Raw genomic sequence first — 20639 nt, 5'->3', positions numbered from 1 at the left:
GCGATGAGTGTCATGCGTTTTACAGGCGTCAACAGCCGAGATGCCATGCGTCAGGTGCGCGAAGCGCTGGGCGACGAGGCCCTGATTCTGGCCAATCGGCGGGTCGACGACGGCGTCGAGATCCTGGCCATGGCCGAGTCGGCTGCGCCCGCTGGTAGCGATGCCCCCGAAAGCCATGTGCATGAACCGAGCCCTGCTCAGCCGGCTCCTGCTGTCGAGCCGGCGGCCTCGAGTGCCTTCGAGGCCATGAGCGCAAGGCTGCTCGAGGAGATGCGCGACATGCGGGCATTGCTGTCACGCGAGCAGGGACCGCCGGAAGCTGTCGGCGGCCTGCGCGAACAGCTGTTGCAGATAATGCGTGAAGCCGGGTTCGGCCAGGAGCTGGCCGGTGAGGTGGTCTCGGCACTGCCGGAAGAACTGGCCGGTCATGGCGTCGATGACCGTGCCATGAGCTGGTTGCAGCGCCAATTGCTTAATCGCCTGGAGGGTCTCGACGACGAGGGGGCCTTCCTGGATCGTACCGGTATCGTAGCCTTGATCGGGCCAACGGGAATTGGCAAGACCACCACCACGGCCAAGCTGGCCGCGCGTTACGTGATGCGCCACGGTACCCGCCCGGTCGCCCTGGTGACAACGGACAGCTTTCGTATCGGCGCCCATGAGCAGCTGCGCATCTATTCGCGCCTGCTCGATGTCCCCATGTATGCGCTTAACGCCGATCAGCCGGTCTCAGACTTGCTCGAACGCATGCGCGGCAAGTCCTGGGTGATCATCGATACCGTGGGCATGAGCCAGCGAGACCATCGTGTCATCGAGCAGGTGGCGCATCTGCGTGGCGGCGACGCCCCGGTGAGATTGGTGCTGCTGTTGAATGCAGCCAGCCAGCCCGAGACGCTGGAAGAGGTCGTGATCCGCTATCGCCAGGCGGCACAGGCGGCGGGCGCCGAGCTCGTAGACTGCATCATCACCAAGCAGGATGAGGCCGGCCGCCTGGCGCCGGTTTTGGATATCGTCATGCGTCATGGCTTGCGCCTGCTGTTCGTCTCCCATGGGCAGCGCGTACCTGAGGACATGTCGGTGGCCGACGTACCGATTCTGATCGATCAGGCGCTGGCGTCCCGAGTCTCCGTCCCGTCATCGACGGCACGCCAGGGCGCGGCGGACATGCCGGCTCGCTCCCCGAGCCTGCTGGGGCAGGGGCGTCGTTTATCCAGCACGCTGCAGGCCTTGCGACAGCGACTGTCCGGCTTCGGGCAGCTGGAATCGGTCTGGGACCTGCTCGGTTTGCCGGAGTCCGTTCAGCAGCACCGGCTGGGGGCAATGCTGGCAGTCTATCCGAAAGCCGGTCAGGCACTGGGCATGCTGTGGAGCGAGCGACGGCGCGTCAAGGGTGAGCGTTGGTCGATGCCGGATATCGCCCTCGATCCGGATGGAGTCTGGCTGGCATTGCCGTTGCTTCAGCACCTACAGGTGCCAGGGCAGAAGGCGCGGCTGGAAGAAACGTTGCACCGCTTGTCGGTCAGCGTACACCTGTTGAACGGCCTGCCCGATGGAGAGGCCGCAGACTGGCTGGAGCAGCAGGCGTTGACCTGGTGCAGCCAGGTGCGCGGCAGCCAGCGTGTCGAGCATGCCGGCGAGCGTCAGTCGCTATCGGCACTGGGCGAGCTGGCCGAGCCAATGGGTGACGTAGCGTGCCGCTTCCGCGGCGCGCCGGGGCGCATGAACCTTTCAAGTCTGCCGGTGGCGGTGTCCCCCAAGGCCGGCAAGGGCGTCAGCGAGACGATCGCGTCGCGAGCCTGGCTCGGCGAAGTACGGGACGCCGAAAGCGGTCGCGTCCTGGCGAAACGCTACTGGATCGCACCGGCGCGATTGGGACGCGACCCGCAATCGCTGCTGCTGGCGCAGCTTCAGGGTGACGCACTGCCTCAGCTTACCCGTCGAGCCTGGCAGCGGCTGGCGCCAGCGGAACTGGGTGAGGTCCGGCCTGATGTGCGGCTGCTGATGGCAAGTGGGCTGGCCGCAGTTGCGGTGCATCTGGACCTGGCCGAAGACGAGGGGGCCATGGACTTGCGTGCCGAGCTGCTGGGGCTGGCCGGGGGGAGGCAGCGTCGCCGCGATCTGGCACTGCTCGAATCGCTGGTGCAGCTGTTCATGGTACGCGATGCCATTCGGCATCTGGGTCTTGGTGAAAGGGAGGCTGGCTAGATGGGAATGGATCAGGCGGCCGGTCTACGCAAGTTGGCGACCACGGCCCCAAGGCCACCACAGGAGACGTGCCCCGATCACGTTGCCGAGATGTTGGTAACGATGGTAGGGACGCAGCCAACGGCTGCCCATTCAGTTGACCCTGACCGCCCCGCTCGGGCTTCCGCGGGCAAACCGACGTTGGAGAGACGACCGGCCAGTCATCTGGTGGATGAGACGACGCTGATGGTGTTGGGGCTCCCCGGTAGTGGCTCGTCTCATACCGGCAGGGTGATCGAGCTCTTCGAGTACTGGGCCGACCAGGGCCGGGAATGGGTCGGTAACCCCCATGCCTGGCGTGTGGTGGCCCTGCCTGTCGGCAGCCCGCACCTGCCTGTGCTGGTCAGCGAGCAAGCGCGGTGGGCGCTATGGGTGGATGCCGATCCAGAGGCATTCCGCCGCGCCTATCGGGTGCTCAAACAAGTGGCCGAGCGGGGAGGGCCCAAGCGGTTGGTCCTGGTGCATCCCCCGAGCGTGGGGCGACAGGGGCTGCTGAGCAATCTTCGTCATGCTGCGTCAAGCTACCTGGGCATCGAATTATTAGTGTTGGCGAGATGAAACGAATCCGAGCGTGGACGAGGCTGGTAACCGGGTTGGGGTGCGCTCTGCTGGCCTCCCAGGCACAGGCATCGGGTAGTTGGGTGGCGACCGCACCTTCGGTGCAGGTGGTCATGCCCGACCGTCCGGTTCAGTCAGCCGATTTGGCACCTCCCACGGCTGGACTGGCGATAGGCCAGGTAGTGGGACGGGTAAGCTGGCAATTCACTCCCCCGGCAGGAGGAGAGGTGGACGCTCGACTCTGCCACGTGGGGGGCTGTGTGGTTCTGGCAGGGCCGCGTGGGCATACCGAGGCATTAGCCGGCATACCGGCGGACTCGGTGCTCTACTTTCAGTTTGCTCTGCAGGATAGCCGACAGCGTGCCATGACACTGCAGGGGCTTCAGGTCATCGTCAATCATCATCCTGGGCCGTCCTTGAACCAAGCGAGACCGGTTGAGCGAATCAGAACCCTTTGAATTGGGCTGTCAGCGACGAGAGCAAGAGTATGTACACAGCACGAGGCAAGATCGACCAGGGGGATATGCTGGCGGAATATTATCCGCTGGTGAGACGTCAGGCGCTCACCCTGCAGGTGCGTCTTCCGGCAAGCATCGAGCTGGACGACCTGATTCAGGCCGGTACGGTTGGGCTACTCGAGGCCATGGGGCGTTTCGACTCCTCGCAGGGCGCGAGTTTTGCCACCTTTGCCAGTCAGCGCATACGTGGCGCCATGCTCGATGAGTTGCGAAACCGTGACTGGCTGCCGCGCAGCGTGCGGCGTAACGCCCGGGCTGTCGACGAGGCGGTCCGGCGACTAGAACAGCATCTTGGCCGGCCCGCCGAGGAGACGGAAATTGCTGCCGAGCTGGATATGGATCTGGCGACGTATCGCCAGTTGCTGAACGATACCAACAGTGGCCATTTGCTGCCGTTCGAGGCGCTGCTGGCAGAGGGTGTTGAGCCTGGCGTCGCGGACGCCACCATGGATACGCCCTACAAGCAGTTGATCGATCAGCAGAAGCGGCAGCAACTGGTGGAAGGAATAGAGGCGTTGCCGGAGCGGGAGAAGCTGCTGATGGCACTCTACTACCAGGAGGAGCTGAACCTCAAGGAGATCGGTGTCGTGATGGGCGTGACCGAGTCCCGGGTCTGTCAACTCCATAGCCAGGCGGTCAGTCGGCTTCGCAGCCGACTCGCCGAACAGGGCGATGAGGAAGACTAGCGGGTCCTGTATCGCCCTGGCGGGTTCTTTACCAGGGTTCTTCAAGGGTTCTTCAAGGGTTCTTCAAGGGGTCTTCAAAGGATCCTTTGAAGCGCTGATCATAGATTGTTCATCAGGGAGCGGGCGCTGGCCAGGGCTGCCATGTAGCAGCTATGCAACTGATCCGCAGGCATGTCGTTGGCCGCTTCCTCGACCTGACGCTCATGATTCTCGCAGAGTGTCAGCACGGCACCGAGCGGACCGGTTCGATCCTTCACGGCATGAATGATGAGGGGATTGAGCGGTAGCTGTGCGAACAGGGTGTCTCGGTCCTCTTCGAGCAGGGCATCCATCATGGAGAATAGCCCGGTGGTGAAGGCATCTTCGGCGTCCAGGCCGCTAAAGGGGGCCGACAGGTTGCGGCACATGAAGGCGCGGATCAGCGCCATGCGCAGGATGATTCTGGATGAGGGCTGGAGGCTGGCCAAGGTCAGGGTAAGGATGAGGCGGCGCAACTCGATCAGGCCGAGTACTTGCATCGCCCGGTGCAGGTCGATCTCCCTGCCTCCGCGATTGAAATAGGTCGAATTCGCACGGCGCAGCACGGCCACATGCAGGTGGGGGATCTGCACCACGAGCTCCTGGAGACGATGGATGTCGCTATCGTCTTCATAGAGTGCGCGAATCAGGCGGATCTGGGCCGCGCGGTTGCCGTGTCGTCCCCGCGGTGCGGAGGCGATGAAGCTGGGGCGTGCCAGGTAGTGACCATTATAGTAGGCGCAGCCGATCTCGCGATAGCGCTCGAGCTCTTCTCGTTCCTCGATATTCTCCACCAGAAGCTTGATGTTGCGGGCGGGGAGTCGTTCGAGTGTCTTGGCATCGAGTTCATCGGGTTTCTTCACCAGGATGATGTCGGTTCGGGGCAGCATCGCTTCGAGATGCCGCTTGATCAGGCTGGCGGGAAAGATCATGCGATAGCCCCGCTCGCGGATGTCGTCCAGGCGAGCGAGCAGGACGTCGTCCACTTCCGGCATATCGGCGATGCCGATGGCCAGGCGGGGCGCCGGGGTGGGGAGAAGCTCGGGGCGGTCGAGCCACGCCATCGGCAGGTCGATGAATAGCGTACGCTCGCCGAGCAGGCCCGCATCCCCGAGCTCGTAGACCGCGCCGGTCAACGCCCTGGCGGTGGCGGCCATGGTGTCGTCCGACTCGGATGCGCTGTTTGGCCGATAGACCAGGCGGTCAGCCACATGGGCGTGATTCGCATCGTGAATCGGATGGAGGGCGATGGTGCAAGGATCGAGATCCACTTGCTCTGGCATGCTGCTGGGCTCCCTGCTGAGCGACACGGCGCTCAGATGTCGTCATGATTCGATGTTCTGCGTCTTTTCGACCGATCGAGGTTTCTTGCACACCGCTACAGTGCCTGTTTCAAGGCGTGAAGCTTTGGCTCCAGACCGGAAGTCAGGCTTGCCAGGCTGGGGCGCGCATAGAAGAAGCCCTGCTGATGCGTGAGACCGTTGCGCCCCAGCCAGAGGGCTTCTTCTCGGGTTTCCACCCCTTCGGCGATGAGGGCGATATCCAGGGCTTTGCCAAGCCCGACGATGGCTCGAAGGATGGCCTGTCGGCGTGGGTCGCTGTCGCAGCCATCAATCAGGACGCGGTCGATCTTGAGCCGATCCGGGCGGAGATCGGTCAGCAGATCGAGGTTGGCGAAGCCGTTGCCGAAGTCATCAAGGGCGGTGGTAAAGCCCATGCTACGGTAGGCTTCGATGATGCCATGGAGGTGTGCCTGGCTGTGGACCTTCTCGGTCTCGGTGATTTCGAAGACCAGTCGGTTCGTGGGCCAACCCACCTGGGCAGCGATTACCAGGGTTGCCTGGATGCAAGCGGAGGGCTCGTAGACGGCATTGGGCAGGAAGTTGATCGACAGGTCCTCGGTCATGCCCAGCTGGCTGGCGAGCTCGATGGCTCGGACGCGGCAAGCCTGGTCGAACCGGTAGAGGAGGTCGGGAGTGACCTGGGACAGGATACTGTAGGCCGACTCGCCGCCGGGGCCGCGTACCAAGGCTTCATGGGTGGTGACGCGGGAAGTTTCCAGGTCCACGATCGGCTGGAAGGCCATGGTGAACGCAAACGGGAGCGGTCCCTCGCAGATGGTGCAGCGTCCTTCCTTTTCGGCGCATTGATGCATGCAGACTCCCGTCGCTTTCAGTCGACTGTGGGGAGCGGATTCCCCGTTACCCGTTGAATCGGCAGACGCGGACGAAACTTGAGCCCCGTTTCTGCCCATGCTGAACGCTGCATAATTTGGAGGGAGCAGCGAATTGCTTGACATAGATCATGTGCGGCCGGCTTCTCGCCAGCTTGCACCTCAAGTTTCGGCTTACCCCGCCGATTGATGCCCTAGACTCGAAGCCCCTATCAGGAGCCCGCATGAACCCTTCAACCATCATCGGTATGTTCGCCAGCGTCATCCTGCTGGTCAGCGTACTATTCTTCACCGCCGAGTCGCCACAGAGCTTTGTAAACCTGCCCGGGCTTGCCATCGTATTGGCTGGAACCATGGCGGCCACGTTCATCAGCTATCCGCTCAAGGAGGTCGTGCGGGTGGTTCGCCTGGTGGGGCTGGTGTTTCGGCGCGAGAATACCTACATGCGAGACGACATCAAGGAACTGGTGGATATCTCGCGGCTGTGGTTCAAGGGTGATGTTCGGGCCGTCGAGGAGGCCTTGGAGAAGGCGCGCAATCCCTTCCTGCGTACCGGCATCCAGCTGGTGATCGCCAATACCAAGGAGGACGAGATCTTCGACCTTCTGCGCTGGCGCATCGCGCGACTGAAGGCACGCGAACATGCCGAGGCGCAGATATTCCGCACCATGGCCACCTATGCGCCGGCCTTCGGCATGATCGGCACCCTGGTGGGGCTGGTCAACATGCTGGAGGTCATGGAAGCCGGCGACCTTCATGTCATCGGCCCGCGAATGGCCATCGCCCTGCTCACGACCTTCTACGGCATCCTGCTGGCCAACCTCGTCTTCAAGCCCATTGCGGTGAAGCTCGAGCGCCGCACCGAGGAGCGCCTCATCGCCATGAACATGGTCTTCGAGGGGATCTCGTTGATCACCAAAAGGCGTCTGCCCTCTTTCATCGAGGAGACCCTCAACTCTTTCGTCGCCAACTATCACGACGAGATTCGCGACCCTATCGTGACCGAGCGCTCGCGTGCGGCGGGCAATGGGTCGGCAGGAGGGAAGGGGCAGAATGCTTGATCGCGGTATGCGTGACATGCTTGCCCCGCCGACGGTGGAGAGCGACGGCGATGGCTGGCTGATGAGCTATCTCGATGTCCTTACGCTGCTCATCACCCTGTTCGTATTGCTGCTCTCGTTGTCAGGCAACGGCCTGGCCATCAAGGGAAGCCAGCATGGCGGCGAGCTCGCTGCATTTATCACGCCCCAGGCCGAGGCGTCGGCGCGTATGGTCGCAGGGTCGGGGCTCAAGCCGCGCCATGATGGCCTGCAGCCCCAATTCTCCGGACTCGATATCGAAGGCGTCAGCATGGCAGAGGGGCAGCAAGGGATCACGCTGCGGATCGATGACAACCTGCTGTTTTCCAGCGGCCAGGCGGACCTGACCTCTCAGGGGCGAGAGGTGCTGGGTCGCTTGCGCGACGTGCTGGATGCCTTCGATGGCGACGTCTCGGTGGAGGGGCACACGGACAGCATTCCCATTGCCACGGCACGCTTTCCCTCCAACTGGGAGCTCTCGTCGGCGCGGGCCATCGCCGTGCTGCGGTACCTGGCCGAACTGGGCGTCGATATCGAGCGGCTGCGCGCGGTGGGTTACGCCGAGACCCGTCCCCTGGCAAGCAACGACTCCGCAGAGGGCCGCGCCGAGAACCGTCGGGTGGAACTGCTGCTCAAGCAGGAGCTGGGTGCGAGGTGACTGAAGGCGAAACGATCTCACGGGCCATCGAGCGATGATTCATGCTCGAGACCAGCGGCCGCGGCGGCGCTGGTCGACACGACAGGCCACTGCGCTGTATCTCGTGTCGATCGTCGTCGTGCTTCCCGGCATGGCCTTGGCCGGATACGGCGTGCTCGGCCCGCTGACCCCATGGCACCAGAAGGTGCTGCTGCTCTCCTTCGGCTGGCTGCTGATAGCGGCACTCGGCCTGTTGATCCTGCTTCACTATTTGCGTCTTTCTCGCACTGAAGCGGAGCTGCAACGCAGCGAGCAGTCTCTGCGACAGATCAATGATTCACTGGAGGCGGAGCTGCGTATCGCCGCCATGGCATTCGAAACGCATCTTGGCATGTTCATCACCGATGCCGACGGCATCATTCGCAAGGTCAATGTCACCTTCGAACGCATCACCGGTTACAGTGCCGATGAGGTGCTGGGCGAGAATCCGCGGCTGCTCAACTCCGGCCGTCACGATGCGGACTTCTATCGTGAGATGTGGGGTAGCATCCATGAGAAGGGCAGCTGGCAGGGTGAGGTCTGGAACCGGCGCAAGAACGGCGATACCTATCCGCAGTGGGTCACCATCAGTGCGGTAAAGGACGCGGAAGGGAAGAGCACCCACTACGTGGCGACGATCAGCGACATCACGCACCGCAAGGCCGCCGAGCAGGAGGCGCATCGGCTGGCCTTCTTCGATCCGCTGACGGGGTTGCCCAACCGTCGCATGTTGCTGGACAGGCTGGCGGAGGCGCTCGAAGCGTCACGGGAGAGCGAACAGCAGGGTGTCCTGCTGTTCATCGATCTGGATGGTTTCAAGCATATCAATGACAGCCTGGGCCACCAGTGTGGCGACGAACTTCTGCAGCTCATGGCCAGGCGCATCCAGGCGGTCAGTCGCGATGTCGACCTGGTGGCCCGCCTGGGGGGCGACGAGTTCGTGATCCTGGCGGAGGGCCTGGGCGAGACAATCGACGGAACCTCGCAGGCGGCGGAGCGCCTGGCAACCAAGCTGCTGGGTAAGCTGACCGAGCCCTGCTGGTTGAACGAGCGTCGACACCTGCTCTCCGGAAGCATCGGCATTACCCCGCTCGGCGATGGTGTCGGGCGAGCAGAGGAATGCCTGCAGCAGGCGGAGATGGCCATGTACCAGGCGAAGCAGGCGGGCCGCAATACGCTGCGTTTCTTCGACCCCCTGATGCAGGCGGTGGCGGTGCGACGCGCCATGATCGAGTCGGACCTGCGCCAGGCAGCCAAGCGCGGAGAGCTGAAACTCTTCTATCAGATCCAGGTGGACGGCAAGTCGCAGGTGACCGGAGTCGAGGCGTTGCTGCGCTGGGAGCACCCGGAGCACGGCATGATTCCGCCGAATGATTTCATCCCGGTGGCTGAAGAGAGCTATCTGATCGTTGCCATCGGTAATTGGGTGGTGGCGACGGCATGCCGCCAGTTGGCGAGGTGGGCCAGTGATCCCCGAACAGCCGAACTGACCATGGCAATCAATATCAGCCCGCTGCAGTTCCAGCAGCCGGATTTCGTGGCCAATCTCGCAGCGGTACTCGAGACGACCGGGGCGCGGCCGGGGCGGCTGAAGCTGGAGCTGACCGAGACGCTATTCATGGAGGAGCCCGAGGCGGTGCGCGAGACGATGCTGCGGGTTCAGGGCATGGGGGTGCGTTTCTCGCTGGACGACTTCGGCACCGGGTACTCATCCCTTTCCTATCTCAGCTGCCTGCCGCTCGACCAGCTCAAGATCGATCAATCCTTCGTGCGCACCCTGTTCGAGGATGCGTCGAATGAGATGATCTCCGCCACGATCATCAGCCTGGGGCGCAATCTGGGACTCGAGGTCATCGCCGAGGGCGTGGAAACCCTGGCGCATCGCGACTGGCTGGAGGCCCACGGCTGCCATGCCTACCAGGGCTATCTCTACTCGCGGCCGCTGCCCATCCATGCGTTGACCAGGCTGCTCGAGTCGTCCACCTGTGCCGCCGGGCGCTAGCCTCTGTACGAAAACTGCCTGCGCTCGGTCAGTCCTCTACCCGCCCCAGCAGCAGGAACTCGATCAATGCCTTCTGGGCGTGCAGGCGATTGCCGGCTTCCTGCCATACCACGCTGCGAGGGTCGTCGAGCAGCGTCTCGCTGATCTCTTCGCCACGGTGGGCCGGCAGGCAGTGAAGGAACAGCACGTCGTGACTGGCACGGTCGAGCAGGGCCTCGCTGACCTGGTAGCCGGCGAAGTCCGCTTCACGCTTGGCCTGCTCCTCCTCCTGCCCCATGGAGGCCCAGACATCGGTGGTGATCAGGTCGGCATCGACAACGGCCTGCTGCGGATCGTGGAGGATGCTGACGCGATCGCCGGCGGCATCGAGAATGTCCTGGCGCGGCTCATAACCTTCGGGGCAGCAGATCCGCAGCTGGAAATCGAACTGCCGTGCGGCGTTGATCCAGGAGTGGCACATGTTGTTGCCGTCGCCGACCCATACGGCGGTGCGCCCCTTGACGCTGCCCCGCAGCTCGGTCCAGGTCATCACGTCGGCCAGCAGCTGGCACGGGTGGTAGTCGTCGGAAAGCGCATTGATGATCGGCACCGAACTGGCGGCGGCGAACGTTTCCAACCCCTCATGGGCGAAGGTGCGGATCATGACCGCGTCGACCATCTCGGCCAGCACCCGAGCGGTATCGGCGATGGGTTCACCCCGGCCGAGCTGGGTATCGCGCGGAGAAAGAAAGAGGGCGTGGCCACCGAACTGCGCCATGGCGGTCTCGAACGAAACGCGAGTCCGGGTCGAGGATTTCTCGAAAATCATCGCCAGGGTACGGTTGGTAAAGGGCGAGTAGCTTGGCCCCTGGGCACGCAAGCGGTTCTTGATCGTGATGGCGCGTTGGATCAGATAGTGGAGCTCTTCCGGGCTCAGGTCCAGCAGGGTCAGGAAATGGCGTGTCGCCATGGCGATCTCTCCGCGCGAAAAAACCCCCATCCTATCCAGCCCGCGGGGGATGCGCAATGCGCTCGTCATCAGTAGAATGAGCATCATGAGCAAAGACTGAGCGTCATGGTCGGGTATTCGGCGGCGGCGTCAGAACCATTGATCCAACAGGAGCGCACATGAGCACTACCCTAGAGAACATTCAGCGCCAGATCGGCGAAAACCCCATCCTGATCTACATGAAGGGCACCCCGCAGCTGCCCCAGTGTGGCTTCTCCGCGCAGACCGTCCAGGCCCTGATGGCCTGTGGCGAGCGTTTCGCCTTCGTCAATATCCTGGACAACCCGGATATTCGCGCCGAACTGCCGAAGTACGCCAACTGGCCGACCTTCCCGCAGCTGTGGGTCGAAGGCGAACTGGTCGGCGGTTGCGACATTGTCGGCGAGATGCACCAGAACGGTGAGCTGGAAACCCTGATCAAGGCCGCTGCGGCACGTGCCAAGGAGCAGGAGGAACAGGGCGGTAACGCCTGATCTCCCGCGTAAGATAGGCTTTCACGGGTAGCAGGGGCGGTTAGAGTTCTTCCAGCCCCTGCTCCCTCTGGGCCAACGCCCAGCCGCCGAGATCCTTGTAGCGATTGACGATGGCGCAGAACAGCTCGGCGGTACGTTCGGTGTCGTAGCGCGCTGAGTGGGCTTCTTGGTTGTCGAAGTCGATACCGGCGGCACGACATGCCCTGGCCAGTACCGTCTGGCCGTAGATGAGTCCCGACAGGGTCGCGGTATCGAAACTGGAAAAGGGGTGAAACGGGTTTCGCTTGATGCCGCAGCGAGCGACGGCGGCGTTGAGAAAACCGTGATCGAAGGCGGCGTTGTGGCCCACCAGCACGGCTCGGGTGCAGCCATGTGACTTGATCGACTTGCGCACCGACTTGAATATCTCCCCCAGGGCGTCGGATTCGCTGAGTGCGACACGCAGACGCAGCGGGTCGTCGAGCTTGATCCCGGTAAAGTCGAGTGCCGACTGCTCCACGTTGGCGCCCGTGAAGGGCTGTACATGAAACGCATGGGTGGCGTCCGGAATCAGGTTGCCCTCCGGGTCCATGGTCAGCGTCACCGCGGCGATCTCGAGTATTGCGTCGCGTTCGGCATTGAAGCCACCGGTTTCCAGATCCACGACGACGGGCAGGAAGCTCCGAAACCGTTGGGCCATCAGCTCGCGGGCGATCGCCTCACTCATGCGCCTCTCCTTATCGTGAGCATCGTGTTCCTTATTGGTCGGCTCGAGAGAAGTCGGGGCCAGGCCCCGCTGAATCCGCGAAAGTCTAGCAGTTTGCCGCGCAGACGTCCCGCCGCCGGTATTCGTCGGGCAGCAGCCACGCTATACTTGACGGCCTATGACGCTTACCAGAAAGGAGCCCCGAATGTCCGATGTCAAGAAGGTCGTGCTCGCCTACTCCGGCGGCCTGGACACATCCGTCATCGTCAAGTGGTTGCAGGAAACCTACAGCTGCGAGGTCGTGACCTTTACCGCCGACATCGGTCAAGGCGAGGAAGTCGAGCCGGCACGAACCAAGGCCGAGGCCCTGGGCGTCAAGGAGATCTACATCGAGGACCTGCGCGAGGAGTTCGTTCGCGACTACGTCTACCCGATGTTCCGTGCCAATACCATCTATGAGGGCGAGTACCTGCTGGGTACCTCCATCGCTCGCCCGCTGATCGCTCGGCGCCTGATCGAGATCGCCAACGAGACCGGCGCCGACGCCATCTCCCACGGGGCGACCGGCAAGGGCAATGATCAGGTGCGTTTCGAGCTGGGCGCCTACGCGCTCAAGCCCGGCGTCAAGGTCATCGCCCCCTGGCGCGAGTGGGACCTCACGTCTCGCGAGAAGCTGATGGCCTACTGCGAGCAGCACGACATCCCCGTCGATTTCTCCAAGAGCAAGAAGAAGTCGCCGTACTCCATGGATGCCAACCTGCTGCACATCTCCTACGAGGGCGGCATCCTCGAGGATCCCTGGGCCGAGGCGGAAGAGGACATGTGGCGCTGGAGCGTTTCGCCAGAGGCGGCGCCCGACCAGCCCACCTACGTCGAGCTCACCTATGAGCGAGGCGACATCGTGGCCCTCGACGGCAAGGCCATGAAGCCCCACGAGGTACTCGAGACACTCAACAAGCTGGGTGGCGACAATGGCATCGGCCGTCTCGATATCGTCGAGAATCGCTATGTCGGCATGAAGTCCCGTGGCTGCTACGAGACCCCGGGCGGCACCATCATGCTCAAGGGCCACCGGGCCATCGAGTCGATTACCCTGGACCGTGAAGAAGCTCACCTCAAGGATGAGCTGATGCCCAAGTACGCCAAGGTGATCTATAACGGTTACTGGTGGAGCCCGGAGCGCCGCATGCTCCAGGCCGCCATCGACGAGACCCAGAAGAACGTTTCCGGCGTGGTGCGCATCAAGCTCTACAAGGGTAGTGCCAGCGTGGTCGGGCGCAAGTCGGAGCAGTCGCTGTTCGACGAATCCATCGCCACCTTCGAGGACGATGCCGGCGCCTACGATCAGAAGGATGCCGAGGGCTTCATCAAGCTCAACGCCCTGCGCCTGCGCATCGCCGCTGGGAAGGGCCGCAAGCAGGATTGATCCCTGGCCAGCCTCCCTCCATGCAGGAGGGAGGCTATGCTTCGCGAGCGCAGGAGAGCCCCATGCTGAAGAAACTGTTTTCTGGCCTGTTCGGTTCAGGTGACGAAACCCCGAAAAACGCGCCGGCTGCCGAGTCCGTCGAGTACAAGGGCTACCAGATCATTTCCGAGCCGGCCGACCAGAGCGGCCAATGCCGCGTCAGCGGCTGGATCCGCAAGCCGGGCGCTGACGGCGAAATGCTCGAGCATCGCTTCGAACGCTCCGACCTGGTGCCCGGCCGCGAGGCCTGTGACCAGTTGATGGTCAGCAAGGCCCAGCGCTATATCGATCAGGTCGGCGACGAGATGTTCAAGCTGCGCTCCTAGCGCTCTTGTCCATAAGGCTGTTATCCATTAGGCCTCTTATCCATTAGGGCTCTTATCCATTAGGACAAGGGTAAACAGTACGGTGCGGCATTACACTGGGGCTAGCCTATTTCGGGAGCCTCCATGCGCCTACTGCACCGTGCTTCGCCCTGGCGTGAACTCTTTGCCGCCGACACTCTCCCCGCACCCGAGACGCTTCCCTCCCTGCTTTCCCCCCTGCGTGATGCGCTGGTCGAGCTGGGGCCCGATCCCGATATGGCGGTGGCTCACGCCTGGCAGGCACGCCTGGTCGAGGCATTGCAGCGGCTCGATATTCCCGCTTGGCGCATCAGCCAACTGATCAGCGATCATAACGAGCTGCTCTACCGCCGGGCCATCCAGCTCTCTCTCAATGAGATGCAGGGGCTGGGCTGGGGAGCACCTCCCGTTGCCTTCTGTGTATTGATCCTGGGCTCCGGCGCTCGTCATGAGAGCCTGCTGGGGCCGGATCAGGACAACGCCATGATCATCGCCGATTACCCGGACGCGCGGCATACCGAGATCGATGGCTTCTTTCAGTCACTGGGGGAGCGCTTCACGACTCGGCTGGACGAGGCGGGGATCCCGCTATGTAACGGACATGTCATGGCGCGATGGCCGATGTGGCGCAAGCGGCTCTCCGAATGGCAAGATCAACTAACGCTGTGGACCAGCGATCGGCGCATCAAGCGCGTCCAGCAGAGCAATATCCTGCTCGATTTCCATCCTGTCCATGGCGATGGCGGCCTTGCCGAATCGTTGGGCGACCATGTTCAGCAACTAATGCCGCGCTCGAGCCTGTTCCTCGATGAGATGGCGGCGTTGCTGAGTGAGTCGCCCGTGGCGATGGACCGTTTCGGGCGCCTGGCGGGGAACGGGGAGGGCGCGCCACACGAGAACGCCATCAACCTGAAACATCAGGGGCTGATGCCGCTGGTCAACGCCGTGCGGCTGCTGGCACTTCGCCATGGCGTGAGAGCCACCGATACGCGCCTGCGACTGCCTGCACTGGTGTTGAAGGACGTACTGACAGCGGCCCAGGCTCGTGGACTGATTGCCGCCCTGGATCGGCTTCAGGAGAGGATATTGCTGGCGCAGCAGGCCAGCCTGAAGGCCGAAGCCTTTCCCGATGGATGGGTCGACGTTTCTCGGCTGGATGACGACCAGCGCCTGCTTCTTCGCCATGACATGCAGTCGATCCGTAGCCTGGTCAGGCTGGCCCAGGGGGGGGCGGGAACGCGTTGAACTGGACTGCCCCTTGTTTCCCAGGCTGCTACTTCATTCAGGCGCCTGGGGCAACTCCATGATCAGGCAGGCGCCCTGTAGCTGGGGGGCATCCTCTACCCAGAGCCTGCCGCCCAGGTGGGCGACAATGCCCCGGCTGATAGGCAGTCCCAGGCCACTTCCCCTGGGGCGCCCCTTGGCCTTGCCGGCGCTGCTGCTCAGGCGTTTTATCTGGTGGAACTTCTCGAAGACTCGCTCGCGCTCTTCCGCAGAGATGCCGGGGCCGTTGTCCTCCACGCTGAGTCGAAAGTGCTCCTTGTGTTGCGTCAGGTGGAGGCGAACCTTGGGGTCGTCGTCGTCGGCAAATTTCCCGGCATTATCGAGCAGGTTGATGATGACCTGCTCCAGACGGTCCGGATCGCCGATGACGGGTGCTTCATCCACGTCGATATCCAGCTGTAGCGTTACCCCGCGGTCTTCCTGCAGGCGGTGGACGGCGTCGACGCTGTGCCGGGTCAACGACACCAGGTCAAGCTTCTGCGGCGTCAGGGTCAGCCTGCCGCTCTCCAGCCGCGCCAGGTCGAGTATCTCCTCGATCAGGCGGGAGAGCCGTTGGCTCTCCAATACCACCACTTCGAGGAAATGAATGCGCTTGTCCTCCGGCAGGTCCTTGCCGTCGCGCAGGATCTCGGCGAAGGCGCGTATCGAGGTGAGCGGCGTGCGGAGCTCATGGCTTACCATGGCGACGAACTCGTCCTTGAGACGATCCAGTTCACGCAGGCGCTCGTTGGCGGCACGCAGTTCCTCGCCGATCTTGGCCAGCTCGTTGGACTTCTGTTCGAGTCGGCGGTTGTATTCGAGCGTCTGGGAGGTGGTGTCGAGAATGCTCAGGATCGATTCCAGGTCCAGGGCCTCACCACGCACCACGGAATTGATAAGCACTCTTGCCGAAGCGCTGCCAAGGGCGCCCGACAGGGCCTGTTCGGCGCGGGCGATCATCGCCGGAGGGGCCGGGTCGGAGTTGTCACGGTTGCTGGTCTGGTCGGCGAGTATCCGGGCGGTGGCATTGGCCCCCAGGTAACGGCTGAGCAGGGTCTGGAGTTCGCCGCGTGTGGTCTGCCCGCGCCACAGGGAAGTGTGCTGCAACCCTGGATTCATGGCGTTGGTGAACAGTGCAGCCTGGGTCTGCTCCAGCGGGCTCTGGCGTGTGAACAGGGATATGCCGACCAGGATGCCGACATTGGCCAGCAGGCTCCACAGCAGCGAGTGGCTGTAGATGTCCCATCCTTCCAGGCCGAACAGCGCATAGGGGCGAAGCCATCCCAGTCCCCAGAGCCCTCGTTCAAGGAAGTCGGGGTCGAGCCACCCCGACTGGGCGAAGCCGGGTAGCAGCAGGGTGTAGACCCAGATCAAGAAGCCGGCGATCAGTCCGAGACTCGCCCCCGCCCGGGTGGCGCCCCGCCAATACATGCCGATCAAGAGGGCGGGGGCGAACTGGGCGGCGGCGGCGAAGGAGACCAGGCCAATGGTGACCAGGCTGTAGGAGTCGCCGATCAGCGCATGGTAGAGGTAGCCCAATAGCAGGATAAGCACGATGGCCACGCGCCGAATACCCAGAAGCCAGCCGGCCAGCTCGCCCTGGGAGCTGAGCTGAAGATGCTTGTAGCGTAGCAGTAGCGGCATCACCAGCTGGTTGCTGACCATGGTAGAGAGAGCAATGGTCTCGACGATCACCATGCCGGTTGCCGCCGAGAGACCACCGATGAAGACCAGCAGCGGTATCCCTTCGAGCCCTGCGGACAAGGGCAGTGTCAGTACGAAGCTGTCCGGGTCGCTAGTCCCGACCGGCAGCAGCAGGCCGGCCATGGCAATGGGAATCACGAACAGGTTGATGGCGACCAAGTAGAGCGGGAAGAGCCAGCTGGCGCGTTTCAGGTGGCGTTCGTCCACGTTCTCGACCACCAGCACCTGGAACTGGCGTGGCAGGGTGAGAAACGCCAGGAACGCCAGTACCAGGGTGCCAACCCAGCCGGTTGCGCCGCCCGGCACCGCATCGAGACTCAGGGCACCAACCAGTCGAGGGCTCTCGGCAACCTGGCTGAACAGGTCCATCGGGCCATTGAACAGCACGAACACGACGAACACGCCGACGGTGAGGAAGGCGACCAATTTGACCAGCGACTCGAAGGCGATTGCCGCCACCATGCCTTCGTGGCGCTCACTGGCGTCCAGGTGTCGGGTGCCGAACAGGATGATGAACACCGCCAGGACCAGAGCGACCCAGAAGGACTTGTCGACCCAGAAGCTCTCGTCGGCCATGCGGAATTCGGCAGCTTCCGGATAGTTGACCAGCACGGCATGGCTCAGGGTGATGGCTTTTAGCTGCAGGGCGATATAGGGGGTGATACCGATCAGGGCGATCAGTGCCACCAGGGCGCCGAGGCTCGAGCTCTTGCCGTAGCGGGCGCTGATGAAATCGGCAATGGAAGTGATGCGCTGGGTGCTGGCGATGCGCACCATCTTGCGAATCATGAAGGGGGCCATGAGCATGGCCAGGGTCGGCCCCAGGTAGATCAATAGAAAGCTGGGGCCGGATTCCGCAGCGCGCCCGACACTGCCATAGAAGGTCCATGCGGTGCAGTAGACCGCAATCGACAGAGCGTAGACGGTAGGTGAGCCGATCACGGAGCGGCCCTTCTCGGCTCGCCGGTCTCCCCAGGCAGCAATGACGAACAGCAGCGCCAGGTAGCCGAAGGCGACCGTCAGCACGACCGGATCGGTTCTCATTGCGTCAACTGTCCTCCTGGCGGTGTTCCATCAGCCAGGCGGCCAGCCCGATCACTAACAGCCAGACGATGAAAATATAGAGGGGTAACCACGAAAGGCCCTGCTCGGCGGGTTTGTCGAAGATCAACACAAGGGGTGGGGAGAACAGCAGGACGGTGAGACAAATGAGGGCGATCAGCCGGGCATGGGTGCGGGCTTCGTTCCTGGATTCGTTCATGTGCAGGCGTCCTCCCTGTCGAAGGCGCTGGCCTGAAGCGCAAGCGCCTGTTCCAGGGTCTCGATGCCTCTTGCCTCAAGGCGGGGCAGCAGTGCGAGCCACAGCTCCGCCGTGACTCGGGCGTCACCCAGCGCGGTGTGTCGCGTCCCGGGGGGAAACCTGAGGCTGTAACGGTCGGCCAGGGTATCCAGGTCGTGTCCGTCAAGGCTCTCGTCCAGCGCCCGAGATATCAGCAGGGTGTCCAGCACTGGCATATCCAGGGTGACACTGGCCCCCGGGGGCTGCAAGGCGAGCAGGTCGAAGGCGGCGTTGTGCGCCAATACCACCGCGTCGCCGATATAATTGCGAAAACGCGGCAACAGGACGGGCAGGGGAGGCGCGCCGCTGACGTCGCTGTCGGTCAGGCCGTGGATCGCCGTGCTGGCTGGGGGAATCGGCTTGCCGGGATCGACGCGAACGTCGAAGACATCACTGGCCAGCAGCCTGGCGTTGACGATACGGCAGGCACCGATGCTGATCACCGTATCACCGCGGCGCAGTTCGAGGCCCGTTGTTTCGGTATCGAAGGCCACGATCTCCAATGCACGCAGCGGCCTGCGGGCGAGTTCGGCATCGGGCGGCGGCAGGTCGGCGATGCCGAAGTCGTGGAATTCTGGGCGGGGTGCCGCCAGCGTACGGGGGGCACCGACTCTTTCCACGGCGGGGAGTGGCAAGCGCAGCCTGGCGTACTTGCCGTCACTGTCGGCCAGGCTCCAGGCATCGCTGGCATGCTGTCGCAGCAGGTCGCCGACCCGCGGCGACAGCGGCAGTGCGTCGAGACGCTGGTCACTCCATGCCGCCAGTTCGCGCTGGGAAAGCGGCTTGCCGGTCCAGATGAGGTCGAGATAGACACGCCGATTGCCGAGCAGCATCTCGGCCTCGAAGGAGGCAGTGCCGGCATGGCGCTGCAGTCGTTCCAGCAGGGACTCCAGCAGCACCAGCAGCGCAGGGGCGTCGCCCTTGAACCAGGCGGGCATCCCGATGGGCAGGACTTCCAGCGGGTCATCGCCGAGGCGTTCGTTGAGCGACTGCCACAGGTCGTTTGACCACAGCGGCACCAGCCGCTCTCCCTGCTGCTGCATGTCCTCGATCAGCTTGCCCAGGCTTTCGATGCCCTGGCCCAGGGCCTGGCTCTCCTCGTCGATCACGGATTCGAGGCGGTCGCGAAGATCGTCGTCCAGCCGGCCGGCATGACGCGCGCTGCTCAGCGCTTCTGCGGCGCTGCTAAGGCTGGCTCCGTGGCGACGCAGGGGAGGCAGCATATCCGCGAGCCCGGCGCGGGCGCCCATCTCGCTGGTCCATGCGGCGGTGGCATCGGTCAGGGTGAGCAGCGTTTCGCCGTTGCTGTTGGGTACGCGCCGCATCACCACGTGCAGCCAGCGCTCGTCGCAGGGAATCAGCAGCTCACGCGGGGCGCCATCTTCCGGCAACTGGGCCAGGGCGTCCTGTAGGCTCGAGACGGGCAGCAGAGCATCAAGACGCTTGCCGAGCCCGAGGGCGGGGTTGTCATCGAAGAGGGTCTCGGCCGCCTGGTTGAACAGCAACAGGCGTCGGTGGTGATCGCTAAGCAGCAAGGGGGTATCGAGGACCTGCAGCAGCGTCTCGAGCTCCTGGCGGATGCGCGCGGCACTGCGCGCCCCTTCGGCGTGGGCGGTGGCCAGGCGCTGTCGATCGGCACGCCAGGCTTCTCGAACCCGCATGAGATCGGGGCCCAGTCCGCGCAACCACCCCTCGGGGGGATAGTCCTCACGGGCATCGGGGTTGGCGACCAGTCGGGCGAGCTGGACCTGGAGGTGGCGCAGGGGGGTGAAGAGCATGCGCTCGAGCAGCAGTCCGACCAGGAAGATCGTCCCGCCGCCGGAAAAACAGCCCAGCCAGAGTACCAGTCGCGCCAACCCCTGGGGCTGGAAGAGACTATCCAGCCAGGCGGCGAACAGTGCCCCGCCAAAGAGGCTGATGCCGCTCAGCAGCAGCCACAGGCCGATCAAACGCTGACGCTTGGGGAGCTTGCCCCGAATCATCATGCATCCTCGGCCAGCAGGGTCTTGACCTTCTCGACCAGCGCCTGGGTGGAGAAGGGCTTGGTCACGTAATCGTCGGCACCCAGGGCGAGGCCCTTCTCTCGTTCGACTTCACGGCCATGGGCGGTGAGCATGATGATCGGCAGGCGGGCATGCTGTGGGTCGCTGCGCAGCTGCTCCAGTACGTCGAACCCGCTGATGCCCGGCAGGCTGATATCGAGCAGGATCAGGTCCGGTGGTGTTTCCGCGACCCGTTCGAGTGCGCTCTCGCCATCCTCGGCGGTGACCACATCGAAGCCGGCCTGCTGCATCAGGAACTCGATCGACAGGACGATATTGGGCTCATCGTCCACCACCAGGACCTTGGCCATTGAGTACTCCTCTAGGGTCTTTATACGTTGTTATCGATCAGTCTAGTGGCCGCGGCGGCGCCGGCAAAGAC

General features: G+C 63.4%; 19 protein-coding genes. 11 read left to right on the top strand and 8 right to left on the bottom strand.

The window, feature by feature from the left end:
• The first annotated feature begins 3 nt into the window (after nucleotides 1–3).
• The 4 genes from flhF to DU505_RS02955 all read left to right on the top strand — a co-directional run bounded on the left by flhF (nucleotide 4) and on the right by DU505_RS02955 (nucleotide 4006).
• Complete coding sequence (gene flhF / locus DU505_RS02970) at nucleotides 4–2205, top strand: flagellar biosynthesis GTPase FlhF (RefSeq protein ID WP_181872709.1); 2202 nt, start codon at nucleotides 4–6, stop codon at nucleotides 2203–2205.
• Nucleotides 2206–2385: 180 nt separating this feature from the next.
• The gene (locus DU505_RS02965) at nucleotides 2386–2802 is read left to right on the top strand and encodes a hypothetical protein (RefSeq protein ID WP_147273040.1); all 417 of its coding nucleotides are present in this window, start codon (nucleotides 2386–2388) and stop codon (nucleotides 2800–2802) included.
• Nucleotides 2799–3260 (top strand): flagellar protein FlhE, encoded by a 462-nt coding sequence (locus DU505_RS23055; RefSeq protein ID WP_114477520.1) that lies wholly within the window; start codon nucleotides 2799–2801, stop codon nucleotides 3258–3260. The genes DU505_RS02965 and DU505_RS23055 overlap by 4 nt, the downstream gene beginning before the upstream one ends.
• A 29-nt stretch (nucleotides 3261–3289) precedes the next feature.
• A complete protein-coding gene (locus tag DU505_RS02955; protein WP_114477519.1) occupies nucleotides 3290–4006 on the top strand; it encodes an RNA polymerase sigma factor FliA in 717 nt (238 codons plus the stop codon).
• A gap of 98 nt (nucleotides 4007–4104) precedes the next feature.
• Here the strand turns inward: DU505_RS02955 and DU505_RS02950 are convergent, their stop codons facing one another.
• The gene (locus DU505_RS02950) at nucleotides 4105–5307 is read right to left on the bottom strand and encodes an EAL and HDOD domain-containing protein (RefSeq protein ID WP_114477518.1); all 1203 of its coding nucleotides are present in this window, start codon (nucleotides 5305–5307) and stop codon (nucleotides 4105–4107) included.
• Nucleotides 5308–5402: 95 nt separating this feature from the next.
• Complete coding sequence (locus tag DU505_RS02945; RefSeq protein WP_114477517.1) at nucleotides 5403–6179, bottom strand: EAL domain-containing protein; 777 nt, start codon at nucleotides 6177–6179, stop codon at nucleotides 5403–5405.
• A gap of 242 nt (nucleotides 6180–6421) precedes the next feature.
• On the opposite strand from DU505_RS02945, the gene DU505_RS02940 reads away from it, so the two are divergent.
• The 3 genes from DU505_RS02940 to DU505_RS02930 are packed head-to-tail and all read left to right on the top strand — an operon-like array spanning nucleotide 6422 to nucleotide 9954.
• Nucleotides 6422–7258, top strand: a complete 837-nt coding sequence (locus DU505_RS02940; RefSeq protein WP_114477516.1) for a motility protein A — start codon at nucleotides 6422–6424, stop codon at nucleotides 7256–7258.
• Nucleotides 7251–7934 carry an OmpA/MotB family protein gene (locus tag DU505_RS02935; RefSeq protein ID WP_114477515.1) on the top strand — a complete coding sequence of 228 codons (684 nt, stop codon included), beginning with the start codon at nucleotides 7251–7253 and terminating at the stop codon, nucleotides 7932–7934. Before DU505_RS02940 ends, DU505_RS02935 begins: the two co-directional genes overlap by 8 nt.
• 34 nt (nucleotides 7935–7968) lie before the next feature.
• On the top strand, nucleotides 7969–9954 hold the full coding sequence (locus DU505_RS02930; protein WP_114477514.1) for a putative bifunctional diguanylate cyclase/phosphodiesterase: 1986 nt from the start codon (nucleotides 7969–7971) through the stop codon (nucleotides 9952–9954).
• A gap of 28 nt (nucleotides 9955–9982) precedes the next feature.
• Here the strand turns inward: DU505_RS02930 and argF are convergent, their stop codons facing one another.
• Complete coding sequence (gene argF, locus DU505_RS02925; protein WP_114477513.1) at nucleotides 9983–10903, bottom strand: ornithine carbamoyltransferase; 921 nt, start codon at nucleotides 10901–10903, stop codon at nucleotides 9983–9985.
• 158 nt (nucleotides 10904–11061) lie between these two features.
• Here argF and DU505_RS02920 point away from each other — a divergent pair, with 158 nt between their 5' ends.
• Nucleotides 11062–11415 (top strand): Grx4 family monothiol glutaredoxin, encoded by a 354-nt coding sequence (locus tag DU505_RS02920; protein WP_114477512.1) that lies wholly within the window; start codon nucleotides 11062–11064, stop codon nucleotides 11413–11415.
• Between the two features lie 40 nt (nucleotides 11416–11455).
• Here DU505_RS02920 and rnt read toward each other — a convergent pair whose 3' ends face one another.
• The gene (rnt, locus tag DU505_RS02915) at nucleotides 11456–12121 is read right to left on the bottom strand and encodes a ribonuclease T (protein ID WP_114477511.1); all 666 of its coding nucleotides are present in this window, start codon (nucleotides 12119–12121) and stop codon (nucleotides 11456–11458) included.
• A gap of 184 nt (nucleotides 12122–12305) precedes the next feature.
• Between rnt and DU505_RS02910 the strand changes: the two genes are divergently transcribed.
• From DU505_RS02910 to DU505_RS02900, 3 genes are all read left to right on the top strand, one after another.
• A complete protein-coding gene (locus DU505_RS02910; RefSeq protein ID WP_114477510.1) occupies nucleotides 12306–13526 on the top strand; it encodes an argininosuccinate synthase in 1221 nt (406 codons plus the stop codon).
• A gap of 62 nt (nucleotides 13527–13588) precedes the next feature.
• Nucleotides 13589–13891, top strand: coding sequence for an HlyU family transcriptional regulator (locus DU505_RS02905; protein ID WP_114477509.1), 303 nt, complete (start codon nucleotides 13589–13591; stop codon nucleotides 13889–13891).
• Nucleotides 13892–14014: 123 nt separating this feature from the next.
• A complete protein-coding gene (locus tag DU505_RS02900; RefSeq protein WP_114477508.1) occupies nucleotides 14015–15154 on the top strand; it encodes a DUF294 nucleotidyltransferase-like domain-containing protein in 1140 nt (379 codons plus the stop codon).
• Between the two features lie 33 nt (nucleotides 15155–15187).
• Here DU505_RS02900 and DU505_RS02895 read toward each other — a convergent pair whose 3' ends face one another.
• From DU505_RS02895 to DU505_RS02880, 4 genes are read right to left on the bottom strand one after another with little or no spacing between them, the layout of a single operon-like run.
• On the bottom strand, nucleotides 15188–17920 hold the full coding sequence (locus DU505_RS02895; protein WP_114477507.1) for a sensor histidine kinase: 2733 nt from the start codon (nucleotides 17918–17920) through the stop codon (nucleotides 15188–15190).
• 4 nt (nucleotides 17921–17924) lie between these two features.
• Entirely contained in the window at nucleotides 17925–18137 is a 213-nt protein-coding gene (locus tag DU505_RS02890) for a hypothetical protein (RefSeq protein ID WP_114477506.1), read from the bottom strand.
• Nucleotides 18134–20197 carry a 3'-5' exonuclease gene (locus DU505_RS02885; RefSeq protein ID WP_114477505.1) on the bottom strand — a complete coding sequence of 688 codons (2064 nt, stop codon included), beginning with the start codon at nucleotides 20195–20197 and terminating at the stop codon, nucleotides 18134–18136. Before DU505_RS02885 ends, DU505_RS02890 begins: the two co-directional genes overlap by 4 nt.
• Nucleotides 20197–20568: a response regulator transcription factor gene (locus DU505_RS02880; protein WP_114477504.1), complete on the bottom strand. Its 372-nt coding sequence runs from the start codon at nucleotides 20566–20568 to the stop codon at nucleotides 20197–20199. Before DU505_RS02880 ends, DU505_RS02885 begins: the two co-directional genes overlap by 1 nt.
• Between the last annotated feature and the right edge of the window lie 71 nt (nucleotides 20569–20639).

The organism is Billgrantia montanilacus (assembly GCF_003336675.1).
GTDB lineage: Bacteria > Pseudomonadota > Gammaproteobacteria > Pseudomonadales > Halomonadaceae > Halomonas > Halomonas montanilacus.
Note: the sequence above shows the minus strand (reverse complement) of the source record. Positions and strands in the feature narration are given on the sequence as shown.